This is a genomic window from Haloprofundus halophilus (assembly GCF_003439925.1).
Taxonomy (GTDB): domain Archaea; phylum Halobacteriota; class Halobacteria; order Halobacteriales; family Haloferacaceae; genus Haloprofundus; species Haloprofundus halophilus.
Genome location: NZ_QQRR01000001.1, coordinates 1,200,808 through 1,217,873 on the forward strand (window position 1 = coordinate 1,200,808; position 17,066 = coordinate 1,217,873).

The window sequence follows — 17,066 nt, forward strand, 5'->3', positions numbered from 1 at the left end:
ACGCCTACCGACGCCGTCGAGCGGAGCCGTCAGTCGACAGCGACGCGCCGCCCCGCGATGTCGGTGACGAGGTCGTCGTACGCCGAGAGGAGTTCGTCCCACGAGTACTGCCGCCCGAGTGCTCGGGCGTTCGCGCTCAGTCGCGCTGCGAGCTCCGGAGACGACGACAGCTCTCGAATCGCCGCCTCGAACTCGCTCACGTCGCGGACGAGCGCCGTCTCGCCGTCGACGATGTCGATACCCTGCGCGCCGACGGGCGTCGTCACGATGGGCAGGCCCGCGGCGAGGTAGTCCATCATCTTGAGCTTCGTCCCCGACCCCATCGTGAGCGGACAGAGCGCGATGTCGGCCATCGCGAGCGCCCCCGGCAGGTCGTCGACGAACCCCGGCGTGTAGACGTTCTCGCGCGTCGTCTTCGGCGGGTCGCGGCCGACGATGACGAACTCCACGTCCGACAGCGCGGGAGCGTACTCGTCGACGATGCGGCGGGCGGCCTCCTCGTTCGGTTCGTAGTCGCACGCGCCGACGAACAGGCAGACCGTTCTGTCGTCTCCGACGCCGAGTCGCCGACGGACCGCCTCCGGGTCGCCGCCGGCGGCGATGTCGTCGTAGTTCGTCCCGTTCGTGACGACTTCGCATCTGACGCCGTCGGGAACGTCGAACGCCTCCCGGTCGGCGGCCGACTGGAAGACGACGGCGTCGGCGTCGTCGATACCCGCCTGTTCGTGCGCCCGGAGATTGTCGACCGCGCGCCGTCGAATCGGTCCGGGAATCGACCGCGAACGCAACTGCTGGTCGAGCAGGTCGAACATGGCGTTGTGCTTGTTCAACAGCAGCGCCGCGTCGTAGTGGTCGGCGAGCAGTCGCGCCGCGCCGAGCACCTGCGGCGACTCGCTGCAGACGACGTCGAAGTCCACCGGACGGCGACGGACCGTCCGAACGGTCAGCCGCGTCTGCAGCCGCTCTATCGGCGTGTCGGAACCGAGCCCCAACAGCGCGTTCCAGAGGTAGATGCGCGTCGCCTTGTAGTCGAGAAACGGGTTGTCGAGGTCGAGCGCGTAGACGCCGGGCGGGAACTCCGCGCCGTCGGCGTCGGGGTACGCGAGCCACACGCGACCGGTGTCAGCCAGCGCCTTCGTCGTCTCCCAGATGCGGACTTCCTCGCCGTTCGACGGCGGGTAGACCGGTCCCCGGTGTAACTGTAAGATATCTAATCCCATTTTGGGACAAGTCAGCAGTCACGTAGATAGCGTTTGTGCCGACTGCGACCGCCCGCCGACCGAAGCGTCGGACCCAGCGGTTCAGTCGCACCGAGCGAGAATCGCTTCGAGCGCCCGCTGCATCTGCGGACCGAGCGTCTCGGGGGCGTTGCGTTCCGCGACCCGTGCGGCCGCGGCCGTCCCGAGTCGGTGGCGTCGGTCGGCGTCCGAGAGCAGGTCGTCGAGCGTCGACGCGAGCGCCGTCGAGTCGTCGGCGTCGACGAGAACCCCCGTCTCGCCGTCGGCTATCTGCTCGTCGATACCGTAGCCGCGACTGGCGACGACGGGCAGGCCCGCCGCCTGCGCCTCGATGACGACGTTCGGGTACGCGTCTATCTCGGAAACGTAGGCGAAGAGGTCCGAAGAGGCGTACAGCCCCGCGACGTCGCTCACGAATCCGAGCGTGTGGATTCGCGCGTCCAGCGGGTCGTCGTCGACGCGTTCGTCGATGTACTGCTCGACCGCGTCGTAGTACAGACCGTCGCCGGCGACGACGAAACTGACGTCGTCTCGGCGGTCGCCGAGTTCGACCATCGCGTCGACGAGGCGGCAGACGCCGAGATACTTCCCGTGGTACTGGAGGTTCGTCACGGTCAGAACGGTCATGGTCCCGGTGGCGTCGGACGTCCCGTCGGCGACGGCGGTTCGGCGGTACTGCGAGGGCGTCACCGGGCCGGCAACGACGCGAATCCGTTCCCGGGGACACGACGTCCGCCGAGCGAGCGTCTCCGCCAGCGACTCGGAGACGGCCACGAAGCCGTCCGCGTAGCGAAACGTCGCGCGGGTGAGCGCCGAGAGGCCGAGGTACCCGAGCCACCGAGCCCACTGGTTCGCCCGACGGTACTCTGCGCGCTTCTCGTCGTGCTGTCTGAACAGGTCGCCGTTGGCTCTGACGACGAGCGGCACGCCGTACAGCAGGCTGAGAACCACCGCGACGATGCCCAGCATTCCCGAGCCGTTGTAGACGACGAGCGCGTCGGTGTCGCCGCCGCGGAGCGCCGCACGCCCGCGCCGGAACTGCGAGACCGCTCGCTCGAACGCGCTCGCGTCGGAGTCCAACGAGACGACGACGCTCTCGGCGTCCATCGCCGACAGCGGCGCTTCGAGTTCGAACGGCCGGAGGTCGGTGAAGCCGACGATACGCATCAGATGCGCGCCACCTCGGGGTCGCTCTCGGTCGAACCGCCTCGTCGCATCGACGCGCGCGGTCGTTTTGTCGCTCCTGCTTCGCCCATTCACGTCATCACTCAGGAGCAGCGCCCATAACTGTTCGCCGGGTGACGACACCGGGACGGGGCGAGTCGCCCGAGACGGACCGGTAGCCGTCGAAAGGGGTCGTCGATCTCGCCTATCACTGGAGAAGATACTACCTACGTCGACACAGTATCTCCATCCAAATACAATATGGGAGAAATAATACATACTATAATAGCGGTGCTCTCCGAACGTGAGCGTACCGTAGCGGAAGCGCGGTGACTGTGGAGAGAGCGAACATCTATGACCGAGAAACAACGCACCGACGTCGTCGATCGATCGGAGCAGAACCGACGCAACAGTTCCTCGACCAGCGTCGCCCGGCGCGTGGCTCCGTCGGGATTCGACCGACCGACGCGCGAGCGGGCGCGCTCCACGCGATGGGTCGTCGCGGCGGGTGTCAGTGCCGCACTGGGCGCGCTCTTCGTGGCGGGCGGCTGGTTTACGCAACGGTGGCTGTTCGTCGCGCTGGGTGCCGTCGCACTGTACGTCGCGGCGCTCGCGTACTATCTCGCGCCGGACACGTCGGTCTCGGAGGCGGTCGCAGAACGACTCTACTGGAGCTACGTCGACGGGCGTGACGCCCTCGACGCGTCGGCCGCCCACGTGTACCTCCCCTCGGTGTCGACGACCGACGGGGAGCGCGACGTTCGGCTGACGCTCGTCGACGACGCGGCGGACTCGTCGGTGAGACCGTCGCGAGAGACGTCGTCGGAACCGCGACATCGGCCGGTCGGTGTGGGACTGCTCGAGTCATACCTCGACGAGACGAACGAGGCGCTCGCCGCGAACCCGCGTCGCCTCGCCGACCAACTAGCCGAGGCGGTCGTCGACGGGTTCCGTCTCGCCGACACCGCCGAAATCGTCGACAGCGCCGACGAACGAGTCACGTTCAGACTGACCGGCTGCGCGCTCACGCCGCTGACGCGGTTCGACCATCCGACTGTCTCGCTTCTCGGCACCGGGATGGCAGTGGGGCTCGGCCGCCCGGTCCGAGTCACCGCCGAACGAGACCGAGACGACGACAGTTGCCGGGTTGACTGTTTCGTCGAGTCGTAGCTCGGTTCGTCCTCGACCGGCAGCGCTCACGACCGACGAGTAGCCCGAACGAATCAGAATCCTATGTAGAGGTCGTACAGCCTGAGCGGCACGTACAGTCCGAACAGCGCCAGTTGGACGACGAGCGCGTGTCGCGCGCGGACGACCCACGGCGGGCGGTGGTGGGACGGAGACGCGAGTTCGAGTGCGACGGCGAATCCGGAGAGGGCGATAGCGAAGACGAATCCGGGTGTGAGCGCGTCGACGACCGCGAGCCAGAGCGTTCCGAACGTCGTCCAGACGGCGGTGACGAGAACGAGGCGGTGCGGACCAGTCGACATCAGGTCGGCCCTCCCGAACTCGGGGTCGGCGGAGCGACCGAGGCATTGGCCTGGTCGCTCGCTCCGACCGTCGTCCAGAAGTGCACCGACCGGTAGGCGTTCGCCCTCGTCGGCTCGGCCGGCGGCGACTCCTCGTAGAGCAGCAGCTGTACCCGCTGGTCGGCCCCGACGCGCTCCGGTCGGAACTCGAACTGGCGAACGGCGGTCTCGCCGGACGCGACGCGCGTCCCGAACCGAGCGAGTTCCGAACTCTCGCTGACCGTTCCGGTGTCGCCGTCGACGTCCTGAAGCAGCACGACGACGGTGTAGTCGACGGCTCTCCCCTCCTCGTTCTCTATCTCGACGTAGAGGTCGCTGGCCTCGCCGGCGGCGACGTCCGTCGGGTAGTCGCTCGCGGTCAGCTCTCCGGCGTCGTCTTCGGTAAGCACCGAGAATCCGGTGAACGTCTCGCCCCGTTCGGGGGTGACGACCGCGTACCCGATGCCCCCGAAGGCGACCAACACGCAGACCACCAGTAGCGCGGTGACGACGCGTTCGAGGCCGCTCGACGCGGAGAGAAACGACGTTCCGCGCGGGAGGGTGACACTAAACCGACGGTCGGGCGGGGTCGACCATCGGCGCTTCGCCGCGACCAGGAGACCGACGGCGTTCACCGCGCCGACGGCGGCGATGGCGGGTCCGGCGAACAGGCCGATCGGCGAACTGGCGAGGACCACGCCGAGGAGCGCGGCGACGACGAGACTCGTCCCGACGGAGAGGACGAGTCGATGACCGAGCGTGAGCCGTCGGACGTCACCCCCCAACCGCGCGGTGGCCTCGGCCCGCGGAAACAGCGCCGAGACGACGGCGTACCCCGGGATGAAGGCGACGTAGACACCGCCCAGGAAGGCGATACCCGGCGACGGAACACCGAGCGTCGACGCCAGTACGACGTAGCCGACCAGAAAGCCCGCACAGACGGCGAGGTCGAGAAACTGGGCGGCGAGCGATTCGCGAACAGACACAGTTCGGATAACTGTAATCTAGCACATAAATCTATTCTCATGAATGGAAACTGACTGTTGTGGCGACCGTCTCGTCTCCGATATCGATTCGAGTTCGCGGCGGCACTCCGTGGTCGGTCCTCGCGCGTCCGTCGACGGGGCCGCGGCGTCCGGCGAACGGGAATAGAAAATCTAGTTGTAAATACGTGTTTACCCGAAAAATCAGAAGATTTACCTTCGACTGTACAAACTGCGGTTATGCGTGGGGAGCAGAGTCTACACGAGGATATGTGAAGCTATGAAATTTGATAGTTCCGGGAGATGGTTTACGCTGAGTCGGCGTCGCGGACGTCCCACGCGACCTGTCCGCCGAGCGACCGAGGCAACGGCACGGGCAACGTAATTCGAAGAACTCCGTACAAAAATCCAATATCTATGACGAAAAACCACGGCTACAACACACCGAAGAAAGGTACCGCCGACTGGAACGTACCACTAAACGAGAACTTCAAAAAGATTGATAAAGACATCGAGGTTCGGGACGTCGAGTCGAAGCTCGACACGTACGAACCGGCGGCAGGGGCGAAGTTCCTGGCGACGGACACGGGGAACCGATACATCGGCGACGGCGAGCAGTGGAACCTCGCACCGCTGCCGCGGCGCGGGGCGGTCGGCGACCTGACCGCGCAGAACCGGTTCCGCATTCCGGCACGAGAGCAGGACCCCGAAAACGCGGAGGCCGGCGAACTCTGGCTTCGGACCGACGAGAACGCGCTCAAAGTCCAGATGGCCAACGGCGTGCAGACGCTCGCCAGCGGCGAGAGCTCCGGCGATGACGGTCGCGGCGACACCGGCGGAACGACCAACGCCGACGTCACTATCGACTTCGCCGACGACTCGTACCTCGACAAGTTCGACGCCCGAAAGTCGGAGCAGAACTCCATCGTCAACGGCGAGAAGGCGCGAAGCGACACGGCGCTTCAGGTGCAACTCGAAGAGGGAAGCCACTACGGCACCGACATGCAGTACTACTTCAGCGACAACGGCATGTCGGAGCCCGAGGAGCTCTGGACCCGCTACTACCTCCGCCTGGACCCCGGTTTCGACGTCACCTCCGACGGCGGGAAACTCCCCGGCCCGGCGGGAACCTACGACAGCGGCGGATGGGGCGGTAAGCCCGCCGACGGGACGAACGGCTGGTCCGCGCGGATGGCGTTCATGCCGGCCGACGGCGGCGCCGAACTCTCGTACTACTGCTACCACGCAGATATGAACAACTGGGGCGAGTGGTGGAGCTGGGACGGTACCATCGAGACCGGCCAGTACTACCAGATCGACAGCTACGTCAAGCTCAACACGCCCGGCGAGAACGACGGTATCCTCCGCGGCTGGATCGACGGCGAGCAGGCGATGGAGAAGACGGACATCCGGTTCCGCGACACCGAGGACCTGAAGGTGGAGTCGCTGTGGTTCAACATCTACCACGGCGGCAGCGACACCTCGCCCAGCGACAACTCGTTCTACTTCGACAAGCTCCAGATGTCGACGAGCGGGCCGCTGGACTGACGCGAACGAGTCACCCGAACCGAAGCGCCGTCACGGGCGACGGCGCGGCGACTCCCCGCGGCTATTTTTCGATTCCGACGGCGCCCAGACGATGGCGTCGGAGAGAGAGAGGGTGTCGTAGAGATGTCGGTAGAACCGGAGATTCCACGGCGTGTGGTCCGCCCTCGGCGTCGGGCCGAGTCTGAGCGCCGGGTACAGCGGTAACACGTCGACGAAGCGACGTTCGTCGATACCGAGGCCGGCGCAGTACGTCGAGACGCAACGTCCGACCGCGCGCGAGAACGGACAGTCGCGGAAGAACGCGCGGTTCGTCGCCTCGGCGTAGCTCTCGAACGCGTACAGCGCCGTCTCGACGACGAGTTTCAGGAAGTCGACGAGCGGGACGCCGTCGGTGCGGAAATACTCGAAGTCGATGACCGACCGGACTCCGAGGTCCGCGTCGAGGAGGATGTTCGTCCCGTCGTAGTCGCCGTGGGTCGGGCCGAGAAAGAACTGCTCGCAGTCGGCGAATCGGTCGACGTACGCGCCGGCGCTCGGCAGCGTCGACGTCGAGAGGCGCCGTCGTTTCTCGTCGCTGTCGTACGTTCGGACGTCGGCGGTCGCTTCGGCGAACGTGACCAGCCACTCGGTGGCGTTCGAGAGGAACCGCTCCGCGCATCGGTCGAACCGCCGGAAGGCGTAGTGGGCCGGTCGACCGCCGAGGAACTCTTTGAAGATGACCGGCGTCCCGTCGACGCTCTCGACGGCCAGCGGCGTCTCGACGGTCGCTCGGAGCCGGTCGGACGACTCGACGAGTTCGCGGAGTCGGGTGAGTCGCTCCCACTCGCCCAGGACCTCGGCGTCGTCCCACCTGGCGAACCGACAGACGGTCACCGGGTCCTCGTGTTCGTAGACGAACAGCGTGATGTAGCCGGTCGGTCCGCGCGTCCCGCTGTACAGACTGTACGTCAGCGCCGACCGGTCGGCGTCGAATCGGTCGGCGACTCGGTCGAGCAGTTCGTCGATCATGAGGCGTCGGCGCCGATCTTGTACGCCGGTGTGAGTGCACCCAGCAGACGCGCGGTTCCCGGCGGGAACGGGACGCGCGAGAGCGACTGCGGGGAGACCGAACTGTGCAGACACGTGCCGAGCGACACCAGTTTCCGTCTGAGAAACGCCGCGAGCAGTCGCTCGTCGGAGAAGACGAACGCCGGCGAACGCCGATTCGGCACGGCGTACGAGACCGTCACGTTCCGAAAGCCCGCTCGTTCGAGCAGGCGAACGTAGCCGCGTTCGGAGTGGAGACGAACCGACGGCGAGCGACGGCGGCCGCCCGCATCGAGGACGGCTCCCTCGACGGCCGCCGGGACGACGGCGGCGAGGCGGTGAACCGGGTCCAGTCGGTTCCACTCGCTCACCAGGAGGCGGCCGTCCGGGCGAAGCCACTGGCGGGTCTGTCGGAGAAACGACCGCTGTGCGCGGACGGGGTCGTCCGACGACTCGTCGGCCCCGACGTGTTTCAGCACCCCGTTCACCACCACGACGTCGAACTGATCGTCGCCGAGCGGGAGCGCCGTCGCGTCGCCGTGGACGAGCGTGAGGTTCTCCGTCTCCGCGGATTCCTGCATCGCCGCGGAGAACCGCAACCCGTCGAGGTCGGTGTCGACGGCGACGACGTGGTCGGCGCGGCGGGCGAGCGAGCGGGTGAGCGCCCCGCATCGACTGCCGAGTTCGAGCACCGTCTTCCCCGCCAACGGTTCGATACGGACCCAGTCGGCCTGGTCGGGGTTGAGCCACGACTCGTACTCGAAGTCGGGGCGGATGCGCCGGAGCTCCGACTCGAACTTCTCCGCCCGCTTGAACGGCGTCATGTCGCCGACACGCAGCGCATCGACGAGCGCGTCGATCTCCTCGGCGGCACCGGCGTCGTCGTCGACGTCGAGCAGTCGAACGATGCCGTCGTCGTCCACTCGCCAGTCGCTGTGACACTGGCCGTTCCGCGACTGCTGTCGACGGCGGAGACGGGACCCGCAGTCCCCGCAGACGAACTCCAACTCCGGTGGCCACATCGATACCCCACTGTAGTTCCGACTACATATTATATGTTGTTCACTGTACTATTATATGCTCGTACGTCGTAGACGGTGTGTTTCTCGACCGAGTTACTGTCAGAGTTTGGATATCACAGCACACTTACGCGTCTGGCACGCGAGTATGTCGTGCACCATGACCGCGGAAGCAGTTTTCCGAGTGCGTCGACAACCTCCCTCAGCGATGTCCGGAACTCGTTCGAGTGTACCCGTCGCAGATGGGGCGTTGGCGAATGGCTGAGGACGACAGACCGACCGGCCGCTCGTCGGACGCCGCGTCGCTGCCGCGCCGCGACCTTCTGACGGCGGTGGTCGGCGTGGCCGGCGTGTCCGGTCTTGCGGGCTGTCTCGGCCTGTTCGACTCCGACGGCTCTCGGGGAGACGGACGGACGCCGGACGGCGGCGAGGTCGGGGGGACGCCTCCGTCGATCGTCGTCTGGGAGGACCGCGAGGGTATCGTCCGCGCGGAGACCGAGAACGGCCCCATCGAATCGGGGCGACGACCCGCGGCGGTCATCCAAGCCGCACTCGACGCGTCCGCCCAGCAAGCCGGTATACAGAACGTCGAGGTCGTCGGCAACTACACGGTCTCGCGGCCGGTCCACCTCCAAGAGCGGACCGTGTTGAACCTCAGAAACGCTCGTCTCACCGCCGGCGGAAACCACGCGGTGATCTCGGTGAACAGCATCTCCCAGGCGGCGGTCGTCGGGGGTCTCCTCGACGGGGACAATCAGTCCGACGGCGAACAGTATCTCGGGGTGCTCGCGCTCAACAACGCCGACCAGGTCGTCGTCGACGGCACCGAGGTGCAGAACGGCGGGTACTACGGGGTCAACCTCTACGAGTGCAACGACTGCGTGCTCAACGGCATCCGAGCGCACGACAACTTCCGGCACGGCATCCATCCGGGAGCCGATACGGAGGGTCGGGGGTACTTCAACTGGCTCACCCACTGTATCACCGACAACAACGGCGTCGACGGGGTCAACGACAGGGGGACGACCGTACCGGGCGAGTCGCTCGACAACGCGTTCTACAACTGTCTGAGTCGGAACAACGGACGGAGCGGCTTCATCCTCGACGGCGGCGTCGGAGCCGACGAGGTGGCCGCGCGGTTCGACGTCGTCGGCTGTCGGGCTTACCGAAACGGGAGCCACGGTATCCAACTGACGAACTGCCGCGTCTCGGCGGTCAACGTCGTCACGCGGTCGAACGGTCAGTCCGGTCTCCTGCTCAACGGCGGGGTTCAAGCGTCGATTCTGAATCCGCGGTCGGACGACCACAGCGGCCCCAACGCCGGTGGAATCACGATTCGTAGCAGCGATTCGGCCGCACCGAGACACGTGGTCGTCTACGGCGGAGCGTCGACGAACAACAGTCACAACGTCCGCATCGCGTCGGGGTCGAACACCGGTCCGATAACGCTCCGGGACATCGACCTCCGAGGGGCCGAGAGGCGACCGCTCTGGCTCGGCGAGGACGCGCCGCCCGAACTGACCGTCTCGAACGCGTCAGGCTACCGCACCACGAACCGGGGGGACCAGACGGAGAGCGGAGACGGGTCGACGTCGACGTTCCGGTGGGAGCACGGCCTCGCCGAACAACCGCGGTCGGTCAGCGTGACGCCCGCCACACCCGCCGCCGCGGGGCCGTTCAGCGTCACGCACGACGGGGACGCCATCGAAGTCACGTATCGAACGGCGCCCGAGCAGGGCGACGACAACCTCCGCTGGTGGTGGAGCGCGAACGCCTACTGACGGGTCTCGTTTTATGGCGTATGCGCCCGTCGACAGACACGATGACAGTCAGAGAGAGCCTCAGTCGACGACCGACCGAAGCGGTCGCGCTCGCCGTGTTCGCCGCGGGCGTCGCCGCCTTCGTCATCCTCCACACCGTGGTACTCGTGACGAGCCGCGGCGGCGACCTCCTCGCACAGGTCCGTCTGGTGTGGTTCGCGTTCGTCGTCGCCGCCGCCGTCGCCGCCGCGTATCTGGTCGCCGAATCGACCGGTCGACTGTAGCGGGATATCGGATAGATGGACAGTTCGTTGACAGAAACGATGTTTAATACCGTCGGCATTCGCACAGAGTTCCTATGACCATTGCCGTGTCCAGAGCGACGGGCACAGACCGCGAGTCGTGGAACTCGTACGTCGAGCGAGCGCCGCACGCGACGCCGTTTCACCGATTGGAAGCGCTCGAAGTGCTGCGCGACGTGAGCGACACGACGCTGCATCTGCTCGTCGGGCGGGAAGGCGAGGAGGTGTTCGGGATATGCCCGCTGTTCGAGGGGAGCGTCGGACCGTTCTCGTCGGTTCGCTGTCCGCCGACCGAACACGACGTGCCGTATCTGGGCCCGGTGTGGCTCGACGTCAACCACCTCTCACAGCGGAAGCAGGAGATGTGGAACCACCAGTTCGTCGAGGCGGTCTGCGAGTGGATCGACGAGGAGATCGACCCCGACCACCTCGACATCCGAACCGTCGACCGCTACCCCGACGTGCGTCCGTTCATCTGGGCCGACCTCGACGTGCGCCCGGCGTACACGTACGTTCTCGACCTCGAACCGGGGCCCGAGGAGATCAAGCGTCGCTTCAGCCGAAGCACGAGGCGGTACGTCCGCGACGTCGACGACCACGACATCGCCGAGCGGGGCTACGAGGGCATCGAGTACGCCGTCGACCAGTACCACGAGCGCTACGAGAACGCCGGTGTCTCCGTCGAACTCTGCAAGGCGCTGTACGACGCACTCCCCGACGGCTGCGTCAGACCGTACGTGCTCTCCGTCGACGACCGGTTCGTCGGTGCGAGGCTCACCGTCGAACTCGACGACACGATATACGCGTGGGTCAGCGCGGCCAACGTCGAAGAGGCCGAGGTGCCGGTCAACGAACTCGTCGAGTGGTACGCCATCCGCGACGCCGCCGAACGAGGGCTCTCGCGGTACGACTTCGTCGGGGGGATGGTCCCGAGCCTCTGTCGGTACAAGTCGCAGTTCGCGCCGGTGCCCAGGGCGCTGTACCTCGTGCAGCGGCAGCGGCCGTGGATGCGCGGGGCGTCGATGCTGTACAACCGACTCCCGGAGCGCGTCCGGTCTCTCGTGTAAACTTCCCCACCCTACTCCCTCGACGCCGACGCGCCGCGGAGACGGAGGCCGAGGCGCTCAGAGCGACTCGTAGATACCGATGGCCCAGTGGTCGGGGCCGAACAACCGCCCGCCGAAGCCGATGTTGCCGTCGACGGCGCAGCGCCACCCGTCGCCGACCGGCCAGGGGTCGAGGTGGTGCATCCGCCCGGAGTTCCACCCCAACCGCTTCTCCGTCCCCTCCAGAATCGGCGAACTGTGGAGTTCGCGGTCCCGGTACGTCGAGGGCGTCAGTTCGTCGACGACGTACCCCCGGAGCCGGTGACCGTAGCAGGCCGCACAGTCCTGGAAGAACGCGACGACGTCGCCGTCGCGGACGAGCGGTCGCCCGCCGGGACGGGCCGCGGTCGGCCGGCCTTCGACGACCGGGTTGCCGGCGTGGGGCGTCCAGTCGTCGGCTTCGAGTTCGTCGCTGTAGAACGCCAGGAGGTCGGCACGGTCGTCGTCGCTGCCGGCGAGCGCCCACCACCGGTCCTCGTGTCTGAAGACGACGAAGTCGCACAGAAAGCGGTCGGGCGCGACGAGTTCGGCCACCGGCGACCAGCCACCCGGGAGCGAGTCGGTGCGGTAGAGAATCGGGCTCGCGGGCGTCTCGCGGTTCCAGCGCTCGGGGAGCATGTAGTAGTGGTCGTCCCACCGGAACACGTACGGGAAGGCGAGGTGGTCGTCGGTTTCGAGGACGACCCGGTCGTACGACCAGCGTCTGCCGTCGTCGCTCTCGGCGTGGGCGATGGCGGCGGTCGGCGTCCGGTCGCGGTTGAACACCTCGAAGAACAGGTGCCAGCGGCCGTCGGGGGTGACGAACAAAAACGGGTCGGCGACGAAGTCGGCGTCGCCGAAGTCGGTGACGTCCGCCGCGGTGACGACGGGGTTGACGACGCCGCGGCCGGGGACCAGCGAGAACGGGCCCGGCGACGGCGTCGGCGTCGCCCGCGGTTCGCCGTACGCGTCCCACGGCGACTCGCCGACCGGACTCGTCTCGGACGCCGCGTGAGCGCCGTTCGTGAGCAGTTTCGAACGATGGAGACGCTCGCCGGCCAGCCACGCCGCGTCCCTGATAGATTTCGAGTCGCCGGGTCTGAACCGGGGACGGGTCATCGGACGGTCACTCCCGCGCCCGAGTGACCGGGCGAGTTCGGAGGCGCGCACCGCTGGCTGGGAACCCTCCACCGGCCGATCGTACTCGGGGACGTCGCCACCTGCGATTCGACGCGAGCCATACCGTGTCAACGTTGATGACAACCAAAAAACATGGGCTGCCCGCGGAGAACGGCGGGTCACCCGCGGCAACGTATATGGGCGCGTGTCCTGTGAACTGTCGTATGAGTGTCGTCATCCGACTAGCCGCCTCGCAGACGCGACGCGAGGCGACGCGACGTGGGCGTAGGTGAGCGATGGACGTCGAGATACACCACACGATAGAGAGCGTTCCCCGCGAGGAGTGGGACCGCGTCGTCGAGGAGTCGCCGCACGGGAGCGTCTTCCACCGGTACCACTGGTTGGCCGCCGTCGAGCGCGGGTGCGAGAGAACGGGGCGGTACGTCGTCGTGTCCGACGGCGACGCGCCCACGGGCGTCCTCGCGGCCGCCGTCGACGACGTGCCGTTGACGCCGTTCGAGCGCCTCTGCTCGCCGGAGCCGGGGTTCGGCGGTCCGGTCGTCGCCGACGACGAGGAGGAGACGCTCGACGCGCTGCTCGACGCCGCCGAGCGCATCTGCGAGGACGGCGTCGTCGCGCACGTGTTCCGAACGCTCGACGAGGAGACGGTCCGGTACCAACGTCGACTCCGAGAGCGCGGCTACAGCCAGACCGTCGCGAGCTGTCGGTTCGTCGTCGACGTAACCGACGGCTGGGACGCGGTGTACGGACGGATGAGCAGTTCGCGTCGGCGCGCGATACGCTCGGGACACAAAAACGACGTCCACGTCAGAGACGAGGTCCCCGACCGGAGCGACCTGCGCGCGTTCCACCGTGGGTACAGACGCGTCATGGACCGCGTCGACGGCGACGCGTACCCGCGGTCGTTCTTCGAGCAGTTGGGGGCGATGGACGACCGGGTGAGACAGTTCTCGTTGGAGGTCGGCGGCGAGCCTGCGGGAAGCATCCTCGTGCTCGTCGACGACGAGCAGTCGACGGTCCAGTACTTCTTCTCGGCGGTCGAGCGCGAACACTTCGAGTACAACGCGTCGGAGCTGCTGCACGAACACGCGATACGGTGGAGCATCGACAACGACTACCGACAGTACGACTTCGGCGAGACGAGTCCCGACTTCCGGGACGGGCTGTTCCGATTCAAGGAGCGCTTCGGTGGGCGCGCGGTCCCGACGCTGTCGTGGGAACGCGGCTGTGCGCCGGTTCGCTGGAACGCCTTTCGGCTCGGTCGACACCTGTATCAGACGGCGAACCGGCTTCGAGAGGAGCGGACGTAGGCGGGTCTGTCGGGGGAGCGGACGGAGGCGGACCTGTCGGGGGCGCGGATGCGGGAGCGAGCGACGAGGCGGCGGACGCTCCCTCCTCGGTCCGGTTTTTCGCCACCAGATACGACTCGAAGCCGCCGTTGTCGTAGACGCGGTCGACCGTCGAGCGGTTCTCGAGTCGTTGGAAATCCGCCGGGGTGTAGCGCCAGAACCCCCGGTAACCGGGGTAGAACGTCGGGTTCTGTTGCCGGCCGAGTTCGGTGACGAGCAGGTACCGGTACTCCGGCGGACCGTCGGGAGGCGGCGCGCCGTAGGCGAAGTGCATCGGCGGGTTCGTCCCCTCCGAACGGATGTTCTCGGGGTCGTCGACCTCGTATTCGAGCATCTCCTGAAACCGCGACTGGGTCGTTCCGTACTCGTCGATGAGCAGCGACTCGTTTCGGTGGTCGAGCACCCACTCCATCCCCTCGACTTCGCTCTGGGTTATCTGCCCGTTGGCACCGTTGGACAGCGGCGACGCGTACAGCGAGAACACCGAGAGGAAGACGATGGCGGCGAAGCCGACCGAGAGCGCGCCGAGAAGCGTCGACCGCTGCCACGAACCGCTCGCTCGCGCCCACAGCGCCGACGCTCCGAACCCGACGAGTATCGGCGCGGTGAACCGAGCGTACCGAGAGATCCGGGTGAACCCGACCGTGAGGTCGACGAAGAACGCGAGCACCGAGAGGCCGGTGAACGCGGTGAACACCGCGAGGAAGAACAGCGAGACGTCGCTCAGTTCGGTGTCGCCGCGGAGCAGTCGCACCAGCAGGTAGCAGGCGAACACCGCCCCGAAACTGACCAGCAGCCCGAAGACGCCGTAGGTGTACAAGCCGGTCTGGAGCAGGTCGACGAGGCGGGGCGTCGTCCGAGCGGCGGTGCCGCTCAGGTTTCCGAACTCGGAGGACTGGACCGCCTCGAGCCCGAGTAGGCGCGCGAAGACGAGGTACGTGCTCCCCGCGATGGACTCGTACGTGTAGTACCACGCGAAGAAGAGCACGCCAGCGACGGTCCCGACCGCCAGCACCGGAACCGGCCGACCGCTCCGTCGAGCGGTGGCGCGCCCGTAGAGTTCCGGCGCTTTGGCGAGCGCGAACAGACCGAGGAGAAACAGCGTCGTGAGCGGGTGAAAGAAGACGACGCCGACGACCGAGAGCACGAGCAGCGACGCGTACCGCGTCCGTCGCTCCCACGCGCTCGTCCGGAACAGCAGCGCCAACACGAACGGAACGAAGGTGAACGCGAAGACGCTCGGCGAGAACATCACGTTCTCGAAGCCGAACAGCGGGAGGTACGCCACCGGGAGAACGAACAGCACGTCGCGTCGCCGCTCGGTGACGGTGTCGAGCAGGAAGTAGAGGCCGCCGAGGTAGAACAGCGAGAAGAACGGCGGCAGCAGGTTCACGAGTTCGGCGGTGTCGAGCCCGGTGGCGTGCGAGAAGACGCCCGTGAGCGCGTTCAACCCCGGGTAGTAGTTCTCCGGGTCGAGTCGCCCGGTCTGTGCGAGACTGTCGACCATCCCGACGAACGACAGCATGTCACCTTTGCCGACGGCGAACAGTCGGTACCGGAGGTACGGCAGCGACAGCAACAGTCCGTTCGCGCCGAGGAGAAGCGCCACCCCGTATCGCCACCCGGGGCCGGTCGCCTCGTCGGCGTCCGCGTCGCCGCCGACGGCGACGGCGCGCAACACCAGCAGCTGTCCGACCACGAACGCACCGCAGATGGCGAGCCAGAACCAGACGGGGTACGCACCGTAGAGATGTATCTCGTACGCCGTCGCCGGCGGACCGACGGCGATGTACGCCCCGCAGAGTGCGAGCGAGGCTACACCGACGAGAGCGAGAAGTTTCGTCCGAAGCCGTCTCCGGTCGTCCATGTACTGAGACTGCGTGCAACGCCGCGTGGCTTGTATGTTGTGTAGCGTTCACGGAGACGACAGGTCGGTATGCTCCGTTCGAACACGGTAATCACAGATTATCAGTCAGTCGAACAGCAAGGCGAGGCGGCCGGGGGCGTCGAGGGGCGAGTTCGCGTCACTCGACCGATATCTGTTCGACGTCGTCGCTCTCCGCGCCGGTTTCGACGTCGAGTTCGCCGCGGAGCAACTGTGTCGCTCTCTCGCGGTCCTCCGGGTAGCCGACGTCGACGCGCCAGCCTTTCAGGCGGAGCACGTCGATAGTGCGCCCGCTCTGGATGAGGAGGTTGATGGCGTCGCTGATCTCGTACTCGCCGCGTTCGGACGGTTGGACGAGGTGGCAGGCGTGGAAGATAGCCGGCGTGAACGTGTAGAAGCCGGTCATCACGAGGTTCGACTGCGGGTCCTCCGGTTTCTCGACGACGTCGGTTATCTCGCCGTACGGGTTCGTCCGACAGACGCCGTAGCGACTCGCCTCCTCCCACGGCACCTCCTCGACCAGAAACGCCGCGTCGGCGCGCTCCTCCTGCTGTCGCTTGACGACGTCCGAGAGGTTCGCCTGGAAGATGTTGTCGCCGAGCATCAGGATGAAGTCGTCGTCGATGTGCTCTTCGACCGTCAACAGCGCGTGCGCGAGTCCGTTCTGCTCGCGCTGGTGAGCGTACGTGATGGGGATACCCTCGAAGCTATCGCCGTAGTGGCTGATGATCGCCTCCTTTCTGTAGCCGACGACGACGATGAACTCGTCTGCGCCGAGTTCGGCGAGCTGCTCGAAACAGTGCGTCAGGATAGGTTTGTCGTCGACCTCGACCATCCCCTTCGGCTTGTCGTCGGTCAGCGGCCGGAGTCGAGTCCCCTTCCCCGCCGCGAGTACTACTGCCTTCATACCGAGACTATGCGACGCCGAACGGTATTACTATACGGTCGCTACGGCTCGCAGAAACTAGCTCTGGTTGATACAATCTCTCACAGAACATCAACAAGTGATGACAGTTCGCTGGACGAACATCTGTTTTTATATCCGCGTCCCCGGCAGTT

At 66.5% G+C, this 17,066-nt stretch carries 14 protein-coding genes; 6 read left to right on the forward strand and 8 right to left on the reverse strand.

Features of this window, described 5'->3' with window-relative positions:
* Positions 1-29: 29 nt before the first annotated feature.
* Both DV709_RS05980 and DV709_RS05985 read right to left on the reverse strand, forming a co-directional pair.
* Positions 30-1,220, reverse strand: a complete 1,191-nt coding sequence (locus DV709_RS05980; protein ID WP_117592595.1) for a glycosyltransferase family 4 protein — start codon at positions 1,218-1,220, stop codon at positions 30-32.
* 81 nt (positions 1,221-1,301) lie between these two features.
* Positions 1,302-2,405, reverse strand: coding sequence for a glycosyltransferase family 4 protein (locus DV709_RS05985; RefSeq protein WP_198665655.1), 1,104 nt, complete (start codon positions 2,403-2,405; stop codon positions 1,302-1,304).
* Between the two features lie 351 nt (positions 2,406-2,756).
* Here DV709_RS05985 and DV709_RS05990 point away from each other — a divergent pair, with 351 nt between their 5' ends.
* Positions 2,757-3,572, forward strand: coding sequence for a hypothetical protein (locus tag DV709_RS05990; RefSeq protein WP_117592599.1), 816 nt, complete (start codon positions 2,757-2,759; stop codon positions 3,570-3,572).
* 53 nt (positions 3,573-3,625) lie between these two features.
* Here the strand turns inward: DV709_RS05990 and DV709_RS05995 are convergent, their stop codons facing one another.
* Together DV709_RS05995 and DV709_RS06000 are read right to left on the reverse strand one after the other, a co-directional pair.
* Positions 3,626-3,892: a hypothetical protein gene (locus DV709_RS05995; protein WP_117592601.1), complete on the reverse strand. Its 267-nt coding sequence runs from the start codon at positions 3,890-3,892 to the stop codon at positions 3,626-3,628.
* The gene (locus DV709_RS06000; protein ID WP_157972663.1) at positions 3,892-4,896 is read right to left on the reverse strand and encodes a DUF1616 domain-containing protein; all 1,005 of its coding nucleotides are present in this window, start codon (positions 4,894-4,896) and stop codon (positions 3,892-3,894) included. Before DV709_RS06000 ends, DV709_RS05995 begins: the two co-directional genes overlap by 1 nt.
* Before the next feature lie 414 nt (positions 4,897-5,310).
* Between DV709_RS06000 and DV709_RS06005 the strand changes: the two genes are divergently transcribed.
* Positions 5,311-6,441, forward strand: a complete 1,131-nt coding sequence (locus DV709_RS06005; RefSeq protein WP_117592605.1) for a polysaccharide lyase — start codon at positions 5,311-5,313, stop codon at positions 6,439-6,441.
* 30 nt (positions 6,442-6,471) lie between these two features.
* Here the strand turns inward: DV709_RS06005 and DV709_RS06010 are convergent, their stop codons facing one another.
* Both DV709_RS06010 and DV709_RS06015 read right to left on the reverse strand, forming a co-directional pair.
* Positions 6,472-7,449 carry a hypothetical protein gene (locus DV709_RS06010; RefSeq protein ID WP_117592607.1) on the reverse strand — a complete coding sequence of 326 codons (978 nt, stop codon included), beginning with the start codon at positions 7,447-7,449 and terminating at the stop codon, positions 6,472-6,474.
* Complete coding sequence (locus DV709_RS06015) at positions 7,446-8,489, reverse strand: class I SAM-dependent methyltransferase (protein ID WP_117592609.1); 1,044 nt, start codon at positions 8,487-8,489, stop codon at positions 7,446-7,448. Before DV709_RS06015 ends, DV709_RS06010 begins: the two co-directional genes overlap by 4 nt.
* A gap of 254 nt (positions 8,490-8,743) precedes the next feature.
* On the opposite strand from DV709_RS06015, the gene DV709_RS06020 reads away from it, so the two are divergent.
* The 3 genes from DV709_RS06020 (at position 8,744) to DV709_RS06030 (ending at position 11,615) form a co-directional block, all read left to right on the forward strand.
* Positions 8,744-10,267 (forward strand): right-handed parallel beta-helix repeat-containing protein, encoded by a 1,524-nt coding sequence (locus tag DV709_RS06020; protein WP_117592612.1) that lies wholly within the window; start codon positions 8,744-8,746, stop codon positions 10,265-10,267.
* Positions 10,268-10,308: 41 nt separating this feature from the next.
* On the forward strand, positions 10,309-10,530 hold the full coding sequence (locus DV709_RS06025; RefSeq protein WP_137048512.1) for a hypothetical protein: 222 nt from the start codon (positions 10,309-10,311) through the stop codon (positions 10,528-10,530).
* Between the two features lie 74 nt (positions 10,531-10,604).
* Positions 10,605-11,615: a GNAT family N-acetyltransferase gene (locus DV709_RS06030; RefSeq protein WP_117592616.1), complete on the forward strand. Its 1,011-nt coding sequence runs from the start codon at positions 10,605-10,607 to the stop codon at positions 11,613-11,615.
* 57 nt (positions 11,616-11,672) lie between these two features.
* On the opposite strand, the gene DV709_RS06035 is transcribed toward DV709_RS06030, so the two are convergent.
* Entirely contained in the window at positions 11,673-12,752 is a 1,080-nt protein-coding gene (locus tag DV709_RS06035; RefSeq protein WP_117592618.1) for a glucosamine inositolphosphorylceramide transferase family protein, read from the reverse strand.
* 296 nt (positions 12,753-13,048) lie between these two features.
* On the opposite strand from DV709_RS06035, the gene DV709_RS06040 reads away from it, so the two are divergent.
* Positions 13,049-14,083 carry a lipid II:glycine glycyltransferase FemX gene (locus tag DV709_RS06040; protein WP_117592620.1) on the forward strand — a complete coding sequence of 345 codons (1,035 nt, stop codon included), beginning with the start codon at positions 13,049-13,051 and terminating at the stop codon, positions 14,081-14,083.
* A gap of 2,063 nt (positions 14,084-16,146) precedes the next feature.
* Here DV709_RS06040 and aglF read toward each other — a convergent pair.
* Positions 16,147-16,914 carry a UTP--glucose-1-phosphate uridylyltransferase AglF gene (gene aglF, locus DV709_RS06045; protein WP_117592622.1) on the reverse strand — a complete coding sequence of 256 codons (768 nt, stop codon included), beginning with the start codon at positions 16,912-16,914 and terminating at the stop codon, positions 16,147-16,149.
* Positions 16,915-17,066 lie beyond the last annotated feature (152 nt).

Coding starts and splice junctions, on each gene's coding strand:
- aglF (WP_117592622.1), bottom strand. CDS start 16,914: ATGAAGGCAGTAGTACTCGCGGCGGGGAAGGGGACTCGACTCCGGCCG.
- DV709_RS05985 (WP_198665655.1), bottom strand. CDS start 2,405: ATGCGTATCGTCGGCTTCACCGACCTCCGGCCGTTCGAACTCGAAGCG.
- DV709_RS05980 (WP_117592595.1), bottom strand. CDS start 1,220: ATGGGATTAGATATCTTACAGTTACACCGGGGACCGGTCTACCCGCCG.
- DV709_RS05990 (WP_117592599.1), top strand. CDS start 2,757: ATGACCGAGAAACAACGCACCGACGTCGTCGATCGATCGGAGCAGAAC.
- DV709_RS06010 (WP_117592607.1), bottom strand. CDS start 7,449: ATGATCGACGAACTGCTCGACCGAGTCGCCGACCGATTCGACGCCGAC.
- DV709_RS06005 (WP_117592605.1), top strand. CDS start 5,311: ATGACGAAAAACCACGGCTACAACACACCGAAGAAAGGTACCGCCGAC.
- DV709_RS06020 (WP_117592612.1), top strand. CDS start 8,744: ATGGCTGAGGACGACAGACCGACCGGCCGCTCGTCGGACGCCGCGTCG.
- DV709_RS06015 (WP_117592609.1), bottom strand. CDS start 8,489: ATGTGGCCACCGGAGTTGGAGTTCGTCTGCGGGGACTGCGGGTCCCGT.
- DV709_RS06025 (WP_137048512.1), top strand. CDS start 10,309: ATGACAGTCAGAGAGAGCCTCAGTCGACGACCGACCGAAGCGGTCGCG.
- DV709_RS06030 (WP_117592616.1), top strand. CDS start 10,605: ATGACCATTGCCGTGTCCAGAGCGACGGGCACAGACCGCGAGTCGTGG.
- DV709_RS05995 (WP_117592601.1), bottom strand. CDS start 3,892: ATGTCGACTGGTCCGCACCGCCTCGTTCTCGTCACCGCCGTCTGGACG.
- DV709_RS06040 (WP_117592620.1), top strand. CDS start 13,049: ATGGACGTCGAGATACACCACACGATAGAGAGCGTTCCCCGCGAGGAG.
- DV709_RS06035 (WP_117592618.1), bottom strand. CDS start 12,752: ATGACCCGTCCCCGGTTCAGACCCGGCGACTCGAAATCTATCAGGGAC.